General features: G+C 41.0%; 12 protein-coding genes. 4 read left to right on the top strand and 8 right to left on the bottom strand.

Going from position 1 to position 13,823, the window contains the following annotated elements:
• Nucleotides 1–86 precede the first annotated feature (86 nt).
• The 4 genes from MKO06_RS13110 to MKO06_RS13095 form a co-directional block, all read right to left on the bottom strand.
• On the bottom strand, nt 87–605 hold the full coding sequence (locus MKO06_RS13110; protein ID WP_241552516.1) for a hypothetical protein: 519 nt from the start codon (nt 603–605) through the stop codon (nt 87–89).
• 237 nt (nt 606–842) lie between these two features.
• Nucleotides 843–1,328 (bottom strand): hypothetical protein, encoded by a 486-nt coding sequence (locus tag MKO06_RS13105; protein ID WP_241552515.1) that lies wholly within the window; start codon nt 1,326–1,328, stop codon nt 843–845.
• Between the two features lie 174 nt (nt 1,329–1,502).
• Nucleotides 1,503–2,966, bottom strand: a complete 1,464-nt coding sequence (locus MKO06_RS13100; protein ID WP_241552514.1) for an alpha/beta hydrolase family protein — start codon at nt 2,964–2,966, stop codon at nt 1,503–1,505.
• 190 nt (nt 2,967–3,156) lie between these two features.
• On the bottom strand, nt 3,157–3,930 hold the full coding sequence (locus tag MKO06_RS13095) for a LytR/AlgR family response regulator transcription factor (RefSeq protein ID WP_241552513.1): 774 nt from the start codon (nt 3,928–3,930) through the stop codon (nt 3,157–3,159).
• A 127-nt stretch (nt 3,931–4,057) separates the two neighbouring features.
• Here MKO06_RS13095 and MKO06_RS13090 point away from each other — a divergent pair, with 127 nt between their 5' ends.
• The 3 genes from MKO06_RS13090 to MKO06_RS13080 all read left to right on the top strand — a co-directional run bounded on the left by MKO06_RS13090 (nt 4,058) and on the right by MKO06_RS13080 (nt 6,058).
• Nucleotides 4,058–4,441, top strand: coding sequence for a MotA/TolQ/ExbB proton channel family protein (locus MKO06_RS13090; RefSeq protein WP_241552512.1), 384 nt, complete (start codon nt 4,058–4,060; stop codon nt 4,439–4,441).
• 147 nt (nt 4,442–4,588) lie between these two features.
• Nucleotides 4,589–4,732: a hypothetical protein gene (locus tag MKO06_RS13085; RefSeq protein WP_241552511.1), complete on the top strand. Its 144-nt coding sequence runs from the start codon at nt 4,589–4,591 to the stop codon at nt 4,730–4,732.
• 48 nt (nt 4,733–4,780) lie between these two features.
• Nucleotides 4,781–6,058 carry an NAD(P)/FAD-dependent oxidoreductase gene (locus tag MKO06_RS13080; RefSeq protein ID WP_241552510.1) on the top strand — a complete coding sequence of 426 codons (1,278 nt, stop codon included), beginning with the start codon at nt 4,781–4,783 and terminating at the stop codon, nt 6,056–6,058.
• A 70-nt stretch (nt 6,059–6,128) separates the two neighbouring features.
• Here MKO06_RS13080 and MKO06_RS13075 read toward each other — a convergent pair whose 3' ends face one another.
• The 4 genes from MKO06_RS13075 to MKO06_RS13060 form a co-directional block, all read right to left on the bottom strand.
• On the bottom strand, nt 6,129–6,989 hold the full coding sequence (locus MKO06_RS13075) for a hypothetical protein (RefSeq protein ID WP_241552509.1): 861 nt from the start codon (nt 6,987–6,989) through the stop codon (nt 6,129–6,131).
• Nucleotides 6,990–7,106: 117 nt separating this feature from the next.
• The gene (locus tag MKO06_RS13070; RefSeq protein ID WP_241552508.1) at nt 7,107–7,868 is read right to left on the bottom strand and encodes a DUF6090 family protein; all 762 of its coding nucleotides are present in this window, start codon (nt 7,866–7,868) and stop codon (nt 7,107–7,109) included.
• Nucleotides 7,869–7,978: 110 nt separating this feature from the next.
• Nucleotides 7,979–8,890, bottom strand: a complete 912-nt coding sequence (locus MKO06_RS13065) for a YitT family protein (protein ID WP_241552507.1) — start codon at nt 8,888–8,890, stop codon at nt 7,979–7,981.
• A 36-nt stretch (nt 8,891–8,926) separates the two neighbouring features.
• The gene (locus MKO06_RS13060; RefSeq protein WP_241552506.1) at nt 8,927–9,100 is read right to left on the bottom strand and encodes a Lacal_2735 family protein; all 174 of its coding nucleotides are present in this window, start codon (nt 9,098–9,100) and stop codon (nt 8,927–8,929) included.
• A gap of 177 nt (nt 9,101–9,277) precedes the next feature.
• Here MKO06_RS13060 and MKO06_RS13055 point away from each other — a divergent pair, with 177 nt between their 5' ends.
• Entirely contained in the window at nt 9,278–13,768 is a 4,491-nt protein-coding gene (locus tag MKO06_RS13055; RefSeq protein ID WP_241552505.1) for an excinuclease ABC subunit UvrA, read from the top strand.
• Nucleotides 13,769–13,823: the final 55 nt, after the last annotated feature.

Raw genomic sequence — 13,823 nt, 5'->3', positions numbered from 1 at the left:
CTGTTAAACTAATTTGAGTAGGATATAAGATTTTTCGAAATGTTTTAGCCCGAAGGAATTAGAGCAGGAAAGCATAAAATTGAATTTTAATATCTTTGGATTTCAAGGTCAGTGAAAACCTCCTGGTTGCCGTGTCTTTCTTTTCCAAAATGAATGTCAATAGTGTAATCGACCTGGTAGGCGGCCAAAATGCCATCAAGTTTCTGTTTTTTCTTCAAGGCTAGCTTCAGGTCGCGACGATAGTAGTTAAGCGGACCAAAAGCCAATGGAAGCACCATAAAGCCAATTCCGAAGATGATCATGGGTATTGCCGAGAGGGCCCCTGTTTCCAGTACATATTTTCCAAGATACCAGCCTCCATAGAAAACCGAAATGCTGATGAACAGAAAAATAAAGGAATGAATATAGGTGAGCAAAGCCTTTCTTTTTATATTCTCATAATGCGTATTCACCTCTTTGATGGCAGGTTCCAACTTTTGAGAAAAGTCGATATCCGGGCAGGAATTTGAAAATTCAGGTTTTATGCGGGTCAGTCCACAAATGGTTCCGTTCTTCAGGTTGATCTGCTGGTGATCGCATAGTCTGCAGTGCTCAGCTTTGTGCATTCGTTCTTAAATTTATAACGCCCAGGGAAAGTGAGCATTTTAAAAAGTTGTGACCAATAGGGCAGCAATTTAAATAAATATTCTCAAGGGATCAGCCTGCAGCGTTTGGTCATACCTAATTTAATACAGAGCCCAACATGCCAGCCAGAAGAGCAATTTGAAGATAAAATAGATGATAATTGGCTAATTGAATTTCATTTCGAAAAGCAGGTAGTGTTTGATCCCAAATTCCTCACCCTAATTTTCAACGATCTTGTCGCTGCTTCCAACCCGACACCACGATTTCGAACCATCTTCGTTTTCATAGGGCAGAATATAGGCAAGCAAATAGAATTTTTTATCCAGGCTTATCTCCAGGTCACTTTCGGCTGCCAGGTTCCTGAGACTGTACTCATCTGAATCAATGGCATCATACTCCCTGGTCACCCCGAATCTGGGAAAAAGAAAACTCATTTTTAATTTATTATCAGGGGTATGTTTGGAAACAATTCTGAAATTAAGAACTGTATCATTTATAGTCTCATATTTCTCAATGCTTATATCCCGGCTATTGAAAACTGTAGTATCATTAATAATTTTTCCATCCCAGATCTCCTTCACGCTTATATGATAGCCTTTATTCTTCAACCTCTCATCATAGAAACTGATCTTCATATAATCGATACCTTCAAAATTGAGAATATCCCTGAGGTCAGAATCACTGGCGGAGTAATCGGTAGTCATTTGGAGTCCACTTTGGCCCTGGGCTAACAGGAAATGTGAACAGATCAAACAAATTATTATAGGAAATTTTTCATAGAATTTCTTTGGTTTTTCAACTGGTAATAGCTCAGTTACTTATTACGGTTAAACATAAAAAAATTGATCGGTATTCAGTAGGATTGAAGGTTTACTTATTCAATTCTTTTCAGATAGCTGGGTGTCACCGTTATAGCTTTGTATTACTAATAAGCTGTATTCGGTGTCTAAATTCGCCAGGTCAAGATCTTTATGTTTTAAGTGTTTATCGAAAAAAGACCTTACGAGCCTGTTAGTAATTTCCATTCCCTGGTAAGGATCGATTTCTCCTGCACCGCTAATACTATTCAAAGGCAGCATAAAAGGGATATCCATGAAATTGCTATGACCTGTTTTTTTGATCAAAGCCTCGTAAAAGACCGAACTGCTTCTATTTACATAGGCATGCTGGTTAAGGTCTTCATGATCTTCCGGCCAGTCCGCAGAGATGAACAGGAATGGTTTCTGAAACCTGCTATCCACGATATCTCCCCACTGCACTCCATCAATATTAACCCCTGCCTGTATCCTTGGGTCCTTAAGAGCAGCATCCCCGGCGGCCCCGCCACCCCTGGAATGCCCAAAAACCCCGATTTTGTTAAGGTCTAAATGTTTCCGGAGAAAACCTGTTTGGTTCCAGTTATCCAATTCATTGACGACATCTATAATATCGGTGGACCATCGCTCCACCATATCCTTTACGAAGTAGGTGGTTAGGCCCTTTTTTATAATAGGATGACGCTGTTCGAACGATAGGTCGCTGTTAAAGGCTTCAATCACAGGTTCCATTTGATGCCAGGTATCCGATTCGATTTGCTGTGCGAACTCATAGTCAAAGTATTCCTGCTCGCCAGTAGGAAAACTAGTTCCTGTACTTTCATAGGTGTGATTGATCGCCAGGACAATATATCCATGACTAACAATCTCTGAAAGCAAGGCGTAATATCCATTGGCCTTTGAGTTATAGCCATGTGAAAATACCAGTACAGGGAACGCGCCGGGTGCTAATTCTGATTCCCGGTACACGTTGGTGGTTACTTTATCCAGGTAATCGAACATAAATCCGGGTAAACCATATTTCTGGGCGAAACCTGTTCTCCCGGCCTCGTCGATATAAGGATCTTCAATACCCGTGGCTTCCAGGGAAGGATACCAGGCTTTGATCATGATCTTTCTTTTATCGGTTTTTTCGGGGGTGATCACCTCTTCGCGTTCCAATTCCAGGTAGATGTCCCTGGTGCCCACATAGAATTCACCCGTGTTTTCCGGAAGTTCAAAAACAGGAAACAGACTCGGGAGGATAACGGCCATTATTGTTAAAAAGATAAGGCCAATGCCTTTGAGAATTTGCTGCCATCTTTTGGCTTTATTTTCAGAAAATCTAATAACGGTAAAAAACGAAATAAGCCAGAGAAGATAGGCTGGGATCATCTGCCAGCGAAAACCTTCTAATATTAGATGAAGGCCGAGGGCGAGGATGAGAATTCCCAGGATGTATGGCCTGGATTTTTTAGTGTTCAGCTTTCGATTAAAAAGGAGATAAATAAGGCTTACAACCAGAATGACGATCTCAAATTCCTGCATGACATTTTATTTAAAAAATTATAGGTTCAAGTTTAGGGCAGCGTACCTAAAAACGCAATGTCATATCCATTACCTAACCTGCATTCTGCCGATAAAAGCTTTAATAATGCTGTATTCGGCAGTATTTCATGTTAGCATAGCCTGTAAGATCACCCAAAGGTTTCTGGTTGATCCTTTAAGGGATTTGTTGTTATTCCGGTTTGATCTGTTGAGCTTCGAGAACCTCCAGGGCAGTTTTTTTATAGGTACGGCTTATTGGAATTGAATTTCCATTGATCATTACCTCGGTATTGCTGAACGAATTCACTTTCTCCTTATTGATGATAAAGGAACGGTGTATCCTGATGAAATTTTGTGGCAGGCTGGAGTCAAGATGGGTTATTCGTTCGCGGGTGGTCAATTCGGTTTCACTGGTAACGATTTTCACATAATCACTTAAACTTTCAATATAAAGCAGGTCGTTGAGAGGAACCTGGTGATTCTTTCGATTCACCTTCACAAGAAGACTTTGCTGCGCATTCTTTTCCTGTTCGGTTTGAAGGTTTTCGACCAGCTTGGTATTCTTTTTTAGCTGGAAAAGCAAGCGGATGAAACTGCTGATAAAGACGATCAGGTAGAGGGTGATCCCAAGAATGAATATGGAAAGTCCCTGTAATTCAATGGCAGCTGTACTGGCTTCAGCAATGAAAAGAAAAGATACCAGGGCGACCAGCATTTCCAGGTAAAGGGAAATGACCAGCATGGAAAAGAAATACAGGCTGAACTTTCGGTACTTTCCTTTTAAGAGATATTGAGGAACCAGGTGAAAGTTGAAATAGTAGGTGGTTCCAATGACTATGGGTAGCAACAGGCTCGAAAAATAGAAGGCCAGCAAACCACTTTTCCAGATGAAGCCGAAAAAGATGCTCAGGAATATCAGGATAAGGATCCAGTATAATATATGTAAGCCAATGCGCCTGGTCATATTCAAAGTGAATATAAAAGAATATTATTTCAGAAAAGTGGAAAATTTTGATTTAAGTAATACTCCAGATTGGCATGTTACTATTCTGTCGCTTTTTGATACCTTTATAACGCTTAGTCTTTAAATAATGCTGAAATACTTTTACAAAGGAGGGCCCATCTTTATGGGCATACTTACCGCTATTCTATTAAGTGTACTGGTGATCTCGTTAATACGTGGATCCCAGGTCTTTTCCAGTAAAAACAAGTACCGGAAGCAGGCTGGAAACCCACTGAACCTCATTAGGGACCTTGGCCTTATCGCATTTGTAACGGGACTGCTGGGACAATTAATAGGTTTATTCTCGGCTTTCCGGGCGATCGAACTAGAAATGGTAGAAGCTTCCCCATCATTGATTGCAGCAGGTTTCAAGGTTTCCATGATCAGCAGTTTATACGGGCTTATCATCTACCTAATTTCCCTGGGAATCTGGTTTACACTTCAAAATTATCAGGTTCGAAAGCAAACCTGAATTTATAGGTAACTAAAATCGTTTAAGAGAAATCTGCTCCGTTTGGTTTAAAATCTTATCCACGCGATCATTAGCTGTTAAATTTGGACTAAATGTTTAATTTTTAGATAAAATCATTAAACAAAAAATAGTATCTTTAAAATAAAAATGGATACTTATCACAAGAAAACCAGGGAACATTTTGTTTTAGCCGATATGCACTATGATGGCGTCTATTTTGATTCCAAAATTTTAAAGGAACTAAAAAAACAGGCAAAGGCTATCATTCCAAATCCTGAGAAAAAAAATTGATCAGCTACTTTTTAGATAGTTCAGGATTTCGAATTATAAAAATTTTAAATGAACAAACCTGATTATAAAATACATATTGTCGGAGCAGGTCTTAGCGGACTTATAGCTGCCAGGGTATTAGAAAATAAGGGATATAGACCCGTGATTTTGGAAAGTTCAGAAAAGGTTGGTGGAAGAATTCGCACCGATGAGGTAGACGGTTTTCATCTCGACAGGGGTTTCCAGGTTATGCTTTCAGAATATCCTAAAGTTAAACAGTACATTGATCTGGAAAGTTTAGATCTTAAAGAACTGGTGCCAGGAGCGATGATCTTTGAAAAGGGCAAAAGCTCAAAGATCGGTGATCCAAGCCGGCAACCTTCGTTATTGGGTCCCAGTGCATTTTCGGGTATAGCCAGTCTTTCGGATATGTGGAAAATCTTAAGGCTGAGCCTCGAGTTAAAAAGAACCAGCCTAAACGAGATCTTTGAAGAAAAAGAGGTTTCTACGTTGGAATATCTTCAGCATAAAGGCTTTTCTGAAAAGGTCATCTCGAAATTCTTCAAGCCTTTTTTCAGCGGAATTTTCCTGGAGTCTGAACTCCGCACATCTTCCAGGATGTTCAGGTTTGTTTTTAAAATGTTCGCAGAGGGTAGGGCTGTGATCCCCAGGAAAGGAATTGGAGAGATCACTAGAAGTCTGGCCAGCGAATTGAAGCATACCAAAATTCATTTTAATTCTCCGGTTGAAAGAGTAACCGATTCCCGGATATTTCTTAAAAGCGGAAAAGAAATAGAAAGCCATTTCAGCATTATTGCTTCTGAAGCGGCACCACTGATCTCCAACCTGCGAAAACAGGGGACAAAATGGAAATCCTGCCATTGTTTTTATTTTACTGCCAGCAACCAGGCAATCGAGGGAAGAATGATAGGCTTGATAGCCGACGACAATTCGCTTGTCAACAATATATTTTATCACTCCTCTTTAAATGAGGATCATAAAGGTGATTACCTTATTTCGGTCACGGTGGTGAAAGATACCGATCTTGATGAAACGGAAATGGAAGAAAAACTTAGATCAGAACTAAAAGAATATTGCGGGATCGAAACGGAACGGCTTATAAAACATTATATAATAAAAAAGGCCCTGCCAGATCTGCAATCCCTCCAATACGAGATCATGCCTACCGAAACCAGGCTGAGCAACCGTATTTTCCTGGCTGGCGACCAGTTATTAAACGGCTCCCAAAATGCCGCTATCCTATCTGGTGAGCGGGCCGCCCTGGGACTTATTGAAACACTGGAAGGGGGAGCGGTAACTGCCGAGCTTACCAGTGAATACCTATAATTATCACAATTCAGAAATAGCTGTTCATCGCTAAGAATGATCGGCAATAAAACGAAATTTTTTGACTGGCTTAAGACCGGTCCGAAGAGTATTCAGTTAGCTCCTCCAGTTCATTTTTCACCATGTATTGCCAGCCAACCACTTCGGTATGATTTTGGCCAAAGTTGGTTTCAACTTCGTAATTATAGATATCGGTTTCGTATTCTTTTTGAACCTTATCATAGATATTCTGAGCAAACTTCGTCCATTCATCCAGGGTGTCGATTGACGATTTGTCAAATTCGCTTCGCATCTTCCTGGCGTAGACCTCTAACAGGTCAAATTTCACCTGATTATAATCGAGTAGATTTTCGCTCTTTTCTGAAGGCTGAACATACGAACATTCAAATAAGAATATAGGGTTGATATTAACCTTACCGTTATCATTCAGAAGCTTGATATCGTTGAACTGCACATCTATAAAACCACAGAACATGGAATTTCTTTCAAATTTTGGAGGAGCCTTAAAATATTCCCACTTTAATTTATTGTTCGCGCTCCAGATCATCTCTTCCTGGTAGGGAGTGATATCAGCTATCTTATAAACCTCAAACTTGATTCGGTGACAGGTAGACCAGGTGCCTGGGAGTTTATGTTCGGTTATCTTAACGGTATTTCCACCCACACTGCGAGCTTTGTCTTTTGCCAGGCTCTGAACCCTCTCATAAGAACAGTCTAGGCTTAGACCACCATCTTTGATCTCAAAACTTCCGATTTTTGCATTGGTTTCGGTTTGGTCTAAATTTTCATTTTCCTCTATAATTACCACGCTTTCATTAGCCCTCAAGGGAGTTAAAGATGAGGTGGAGTTCCCGGTAATTTTCATTTTCGAAGAACAGCTACTCAAAAGAAATAGCAGGATCATGAGGCAGCCTAAATGTTTCAGATTCATGGGTAGATAGATTGGGAGCAGGTCGTAAAGACCTGTCTGGTAGTGGATTTTTGTTTAGAGCTAATAAAATTTCAGCGGCTAATTTAGCAAAGTAGTTGAAATAATGGACAATAAATTTTACTCGTTGATTTCCAGGCTTATCAGGCTAAGAATCGAATTTATTTCCTGCATCAAAGTTTTATAATGTGTGTGCTCGGTAGAATGACTGGCAGAAATGAACATCAAAACGTTGTTTTCGAATTTGGTGGAATTCAGTAACCCAAGGTTGCTGATCTTGTTTTGCTCTTCGGTTAGTTCCAATTCCCTGAACATTCCCGTGTGTTCAAATATGGTTCTTAGACTATGTTCGTTAGAACTGAACATATTCAGCACTTTTTCACGTTGCATCCCCAGTTCAGTTTCCTGTTTGGAAATGTCCTGGAGCATGGCGAACCAGTTGGTGAGTTTCTGGCGCAGTTCAGGATTCCTGATATTGTTCAGGTTTCCGGAATTGATCATCTCGTTGATCAGTGAATTGTTAGGATTAAATGAGATCTCAAAAGCAAAGGCGTTAAAAAGTAGTTTGGAGAAATCGGCCTCAGATGGCTCTCTACCAGCTGTTATGATCTCGATGATCTGCTTGGCTTCATTATAATTTGCATGGTTCACCGAGATCAGTTCGGTAAGTTTTCGTTTACTGGTCTGGAATTCATCTTTCAGGCCGTTCAGGTAGACCTGTTCCTTTTTCCTTAGAATTTGCTCCTGGTTGTAATTATTGATGCCCAGAGCGATCAGGATCCCTATGACCACCAGCACAATTTCACCAATGGCGTAGACCAGGTATTTGCTGAATTTATTTTCAGAAAGCAGCTTTTGCCTGATCCTCCTAAAGAATTTCATTTTTCGAATGATTAGTCAAACTGAACTAAATTTAATCGAAAATTATTAAATGAAGGATAGTCAGGTATTTAGGTGCTTTTTTATATTATCTTTTTAAATCGAATCAATTATCACGCATCTGCGATTTCATTCTGGAACAGGCTGGGTGCTAATTTTCTTTGAGCTCTGGTTGTCAGGTATTTTCTTAAGACTCCACCCGTAACCTTATTTACATCAAATTCAATAATAAAAGCATCTTTATCGATAGACTGCAAAACATTGTAAACCTTTTTGGAGTCGATCCGGTTGATCACCGTATGTATGATCTCAAGATCCTGTTTTTCACCCTGGCTTCCGTACCCTTTCTTACCCTGGTAAATGGTCATTCCCTGGCCAATATCTTTGATCAGAGCGGCCTGCATTTTTTCAGAATTAGAGGTAACGATCATGAGGCCAACATAATCTTCAAAACCTTCCAGCAGCAGATCGATGGTTTTCGCGGTTATGATAAAGGTTAATACCGAATACATGGCAATTTCCAGGGAAAATAGAAAACCTGCAAGCAGGAACAGGATCACATTGAACCAGAAAATGATGAGCCCTATGGACAGGCCCGTTCTTTCATTGATGAAAATGCCAAGGATCTCAGACCCGTCGAGTACCGACCCGTTCTTGATGGCCAGTCCAATTCCTGCTCCAAGAAAAAGACCTCCAAAAATGGAAATGAGCAGCTTATCATCGGTAATAGGTTCAAAGTTTTCAAAGTGAATGATCAACGAAAGTATCAATACCGAGATCAGGGACCTGATCACGATTCTCCTGGAAATAACGAACCAGCCCACTATAAAGAAAGGCAGGCTAATGATGGGCAGGATCACGGAGATCTCAATACCGGTTAAGGTACTCAACAGGATTGAAATCCCGGTTACTCCGCCATCAAGGAATCCATTAGGTATTAAAAAGGCTTTTAGACCAATACTGGCCAGAAGTATGGCAATAGCGAGCTGAAAAAATTCCCATATAACTACTGGTTTTATTCTCATGGGAGTACTTTCTGAAATTTAATTCAACAGGTCTATTTACTTTTTTGCCTTCAGTTCATCGATCTGCTTGAGCACCTCGTTGGCTTCGAACGCCTTATCATCGCTGAGGCTTCTATTGCTGGTAGATAGGCGGTGTGAATCTTCCAGGAGTTTTCTGTATTTGATCTCAAGTTTTTCGATTTCCGATTTTTTCTTAAATAATCCGAACATAGCTTTTTGTTTAAATATAAGCATACCAAATGGTTAATTCAGATTTTATTTGGAACTAAACCGAAGTTTTAGTTTTTAAATCCTTTCTCAATCTTCCCGGTTTTAGTGGCAAATCCTATTCCCGGGTCTTATAATCTCTCTATCTTTAATTTTTCAATTTTAGAAAGCCAAGCCTTTATGCGTATTGTCAATGTCCACCAGAACAACCTGAAGAATATTGATCTGGACCTTCCTGAAAACCAGCTGATCGTGGTGACCGGACTTTCAGGTTCGGGTAAATCTTCCCTGGCCATGGATGTGATCGCCAATGAGGGTTACCGGTATTTCCTGGAAAGCCTTCCGGCGTATAATCAGCAGAATGCCCAATCCATTCCAACTGCCGAGGTCGATTCCATCGAAGGTTTGCCTCCCGTTATCAGGGTAGAGCAGTCAAAGCGTTTTCAGTCGATTAATACCACCTTTGGGACGCTTTCTGAATTGACCGCGGTTTTCAGAATTTTGTTCGCCCGCTATTCGGGAAGTGAGAAAATGAGCAAATCCCTGTTCTCTTTTAATCATCCACGTGGAGCCTGTGAAAAATGCCGCGGAATAGGAGAGGCCGAATATATCGATATCGATAAACTGGTGGGAGATGAAAACAAAAGCCTTAGGGAAGGTGCCATTACCACCACTTTACCTAGCGGGTACATCGTGTATTCCCAGATCACGGTAGAGGAAATGGACAAGGTTTGTAAGGCGCATGGTTTTAGCGTGGATATCCCCTGGAAGGAACTTACCGAGGAGCAAAAAGATGTGGTTTTGAACGGGAGCGAACGTATCAAGGTTTTCTACGGAAAACATAGCATTGAATCCCGCCTGCGATGGAAAGGCCTGAAAGCAAAGCCCCGTGAAGAAGGCTATTACAAGGGCATGCTTCCCATAATGAACAATATTTTGAAGCTGGACCGGAACAAGAATATTCTAAGATTCGTAAGTTCCCATGTTTGTCCCAGTTGTAAGGGCGCCAGAATCAAGGCTGAACATCTACAGTTCAAGTGGCATGGAATGAACTTCAAACAATGGATGGATCTTCCTTTAAAAGAGCTATATGAAAAACTGATTGGTCTTGATCTAAGCAGCGGAGAGCAGGTGTTAGTTGACAAGATCTGCACGCAGCTTTTTGACCTGGTAAGGCTAGGGATGGAGGAGTACGCTTTAAGCACTCCAAGCAGTGATATTTCCTCGGGGGATGCCCAGCGAATAAAATTGATCAAACAGGTGAATTCCAACCTGCAGGGGATATTGTATGTTTTTGATGAACCTTCCATAGGTTTATCAGAAGAATACCAGGCCTATCTAAGGCATATCCTCGCCAGGCTTATCAGCCGTGGGAATACGGTGATGGTAGTGGAGCACGACCTGAATTTTATCCGTTCGGCAGACTGGATCGTGGAATTAGGTCCTGAAGCCGGGGCACATGGAGGAGAAATTATTTTTAATGGCAGAGTTGAAAATTTCCTGAACGCAAAGAAGCTGGATAGTCCGACTTTAACCGAATTAAAGAAGGAAGCTGCCGAAATAGAAAAGGAGCCTAAGCTTGAGACTGCAGATTCCTTTCAGCCAGGACAGGGAGATCTGAGCGTCGTGAAAAGGAAAACGGTTGGCATCCTTCAAAAGCTTGACGAATATGCTGAAAGTAAAGATCTGAAACTGGTAAGGGTGTCAGACCAGCCAATTGGAAAAACACCCCGAAGTAACCCCGCAACCTATACCGGGCTGGCTGATAAGATTCGGGATCTCCTGGCTAAATCAGATGAGGCAAAATCTCATAAATTGTCAAAAAGCGCCTTTTCCTTTAATAACAAACGAGGAAGATGTGAGACCTGTGAGGGAGCCGGTGTGATCACCCTCTCCATGAACGTGATGGGTACTATTAACCAGGTTTGCCCAACCTGTAACGGAAAAAGATTTAAACCGGAAGTCTTACAGGTACATTGGAATAAAAAGAATATTTCCGAATTCTACGACCTTAGTATTGAGGAAGCTTTCGATTTCTTTAGTGGTGAAAAAAAGATCACCAAAATACTGTCTCTAATGCTGAAATTAGGGCTGGGATATATAAAGCTGGGACAGCCTTCCAATACCTTATCGGGAGGCGAAGCCCAACGTATCAAACTCACCAAGCATTTCGCTAAACAGTCCAGGAAGAGCATCCTTATCCTGGAAGAGCCCAGTATTGGTTTGCACCAGCAAAACGTGAGACAGCTTATAGCTGCTTTGCATGAACTGAAAGAACAAACCGCAGGGATTATTTGTTTTGAGAATCATCCGCTCTTTTTAGAAAATTGCGATAAGCAGGTAAATAATGCTTTAAAGGCCGAAGCTTTCCAATTAAAAAAGCCTATTGACCAGAAAAGAGATCGCATTTCAATTAAAGGTGCCAGAACGCATTACCTGAAAGACCTTAACATTGAATTTCCGAAACATCAACTTTCGGTCGTAACGGGGATCTCAGGATCTGGAAAATCTTCTTTGGTGATCGATACCTTGCATGGTTACGGACTTCAGGAGATGACGAAACAATTTTCGGCTTACCAGCAATCCAGGGTGGGAGTGAATTTTCAGTTCGAGGTGGAACATATTGAAGGGCTTAGCCCAACGATTTGCGTAACCCGCAAAGAAAAAAGTTTTACTGAGCGATCTGATATTGCCCGGCAAACCGGAATAGAGAAAATATTGCGTTTTGCTTTTTCCCGAAAGGCGCAATATGAAGGTAAAGATTTATCGGCAAGTCATTTTTCCAGTAATCATGAATTGGGAAAATGCCCTGTTTGTGATGGTTACGGGGAAGAATTGCTTCCCGACCTCACTAAGATCGTTCTGGACGAAAACAGGACTATTGCAAACGGACTTTTTGAACACAACAAGGCCCTGTCATATTACGGCCAGGCAGGTAGCCAGTATATGGCGATTTTAAATGAAGTTGGGAAGGAGTATGGTTTCGGCCTTGATACTCCCTTTAGAGAGTTCACAGATGATCAAAAAGAGATTATATTTCATGGGACGGGTGAAACTATCTGGAAGACCAACTGGGAATTCAGAACAAAAACCAGAAAAGGAAGCCAGGAACTGAACAGGCCCTGGGAAGGTCTTTTTCATTACTTAAAGGACGAATATTTCAAGACCCGGAAAAATAAGAATATCGCAAGCCTTACGGCGCTTTTTTCACCATCCCAGTGCAGTAACTGTGATGGAAGCGGATTAAAACCGGAACGATTAAATTTCCACATCGGCGGCCGCAGCATTCATGAAATAAAATCAATGGATTTTAATTTGCTGTGGAAATGGTTAAAGGCCCATGAGGTTGAGGATGAAGTGGATATAAAACTCATTTCTAAGATTCAGCCGCATCTCAGCAATACTATCAAAAGAGCCAGGGAATTGCACATTGATCATCTGCAACTGAACCGAAGATCCAACACGCTTTCAGGTGGAGAAAATCAGCGGGTAGCATTGATCAAACAGTTGAACTCTCCTTTGAAAGGAATAACTTATTTACTGGATGAACCTTCCGCCGGACTTTCGAATGATAATATTCCAGATCTTATAAATATTCTGAAAGAGCTGATCGGTAAGGGCAATACCGTTATTGTAATCGAACATAATAAGGAGATCATTCTTTCCGCTGATCAATTGGTTGAACTAGGACCCCAGGCAGGTAGGCATGGAGGCTATATAAGCTTCGAGGGTAGTCCGCAGGAATTTATTAAGCAACCTGGCTGTCATCCATATCTGAAAAAGCCTTCGGAAAAAATTGAATTAGAAAAGGGTGAAGAATTCATAAAGATCCAGAAACTTTCGAAGCACAGCCTGGTGAAAGATAAGCTGGAAGTACCCGTGGGAGGGATCACCGCGATAAGCGGAAAATCCGGAATAGGTAAAACCACCCTGGTAAAAGAGATCATCCTACCAGGTATAGAAACGGGTAAACCTGTTAATTGTGAAAACATTCAATTTCCCAAAACCTATTCCGGGGCCTACTATTTTGAGAGCAGGAAGTTAAGGTCACAGGCAAAAACCTTATTGGTGTCTTACCTGGATATTTTGAAAGAACTAGGCAGGATATTTTCAAAAGAAACAGGATTAAAGCCACGTGACTTTTCCTATAAGACAAAAACGAGTCAGTGTCCTACCTGCAAGGGAAAAGGCTATGTAGAAACTTCCCTAGATGTGGCAGCGAATTCAATTGAACTTTGCGAGGACTGTAATGGTAAGCGTTATAAAGATGAAATCCTGGAGCACAAGGTGGATTCCAAAAATATCGCTGAGGTGCTTGCACTGAACATCAACGAATTGCAGGCCTGGTTGGTTCAATTTGATTCAAATAACAAAAAATTCGGCTTCCTGAAACATTTAGAGGAGATCGGTTTAGGGCATTTGAGGCTGGACCAGCCGGTGCAATCATTATCTTCAGGAGAAAAGCAACGATTATTACTGCTCAACTGGTTGCAGGAACAAAATTCCAATGCACTCTATATTTTGGACGAACCCAGCACCGGACTTCATTTCGCTGATATAGATTTGTTATTTGATATTCTGGAAAAATTGAGTAAAACCAATGATATCCTGGTCATAGATCATAATAAGTACCTGCTGGGAAAAATAGGTACAGGTTTGGTGCTGGAATAGGCCAGTCTATAAATCATGATTGAATTTTTCTTTTATATCTTTAAGTTAATTCGCT

The organism is Christiangramia oceanisediminis, from assembly GCF_022570735.2.
In the GTDB taxonomy this organism is placed as follows: Bacteria; Bacteroidota; Bacteroidia; order Flavobacteriales; family Flavobacteriaceae; genus Christiangramia; species Christiangramia oceanisediminis.
This window is presented reverse-complemented; position numbering and strand designations above follow the sequence as displayed.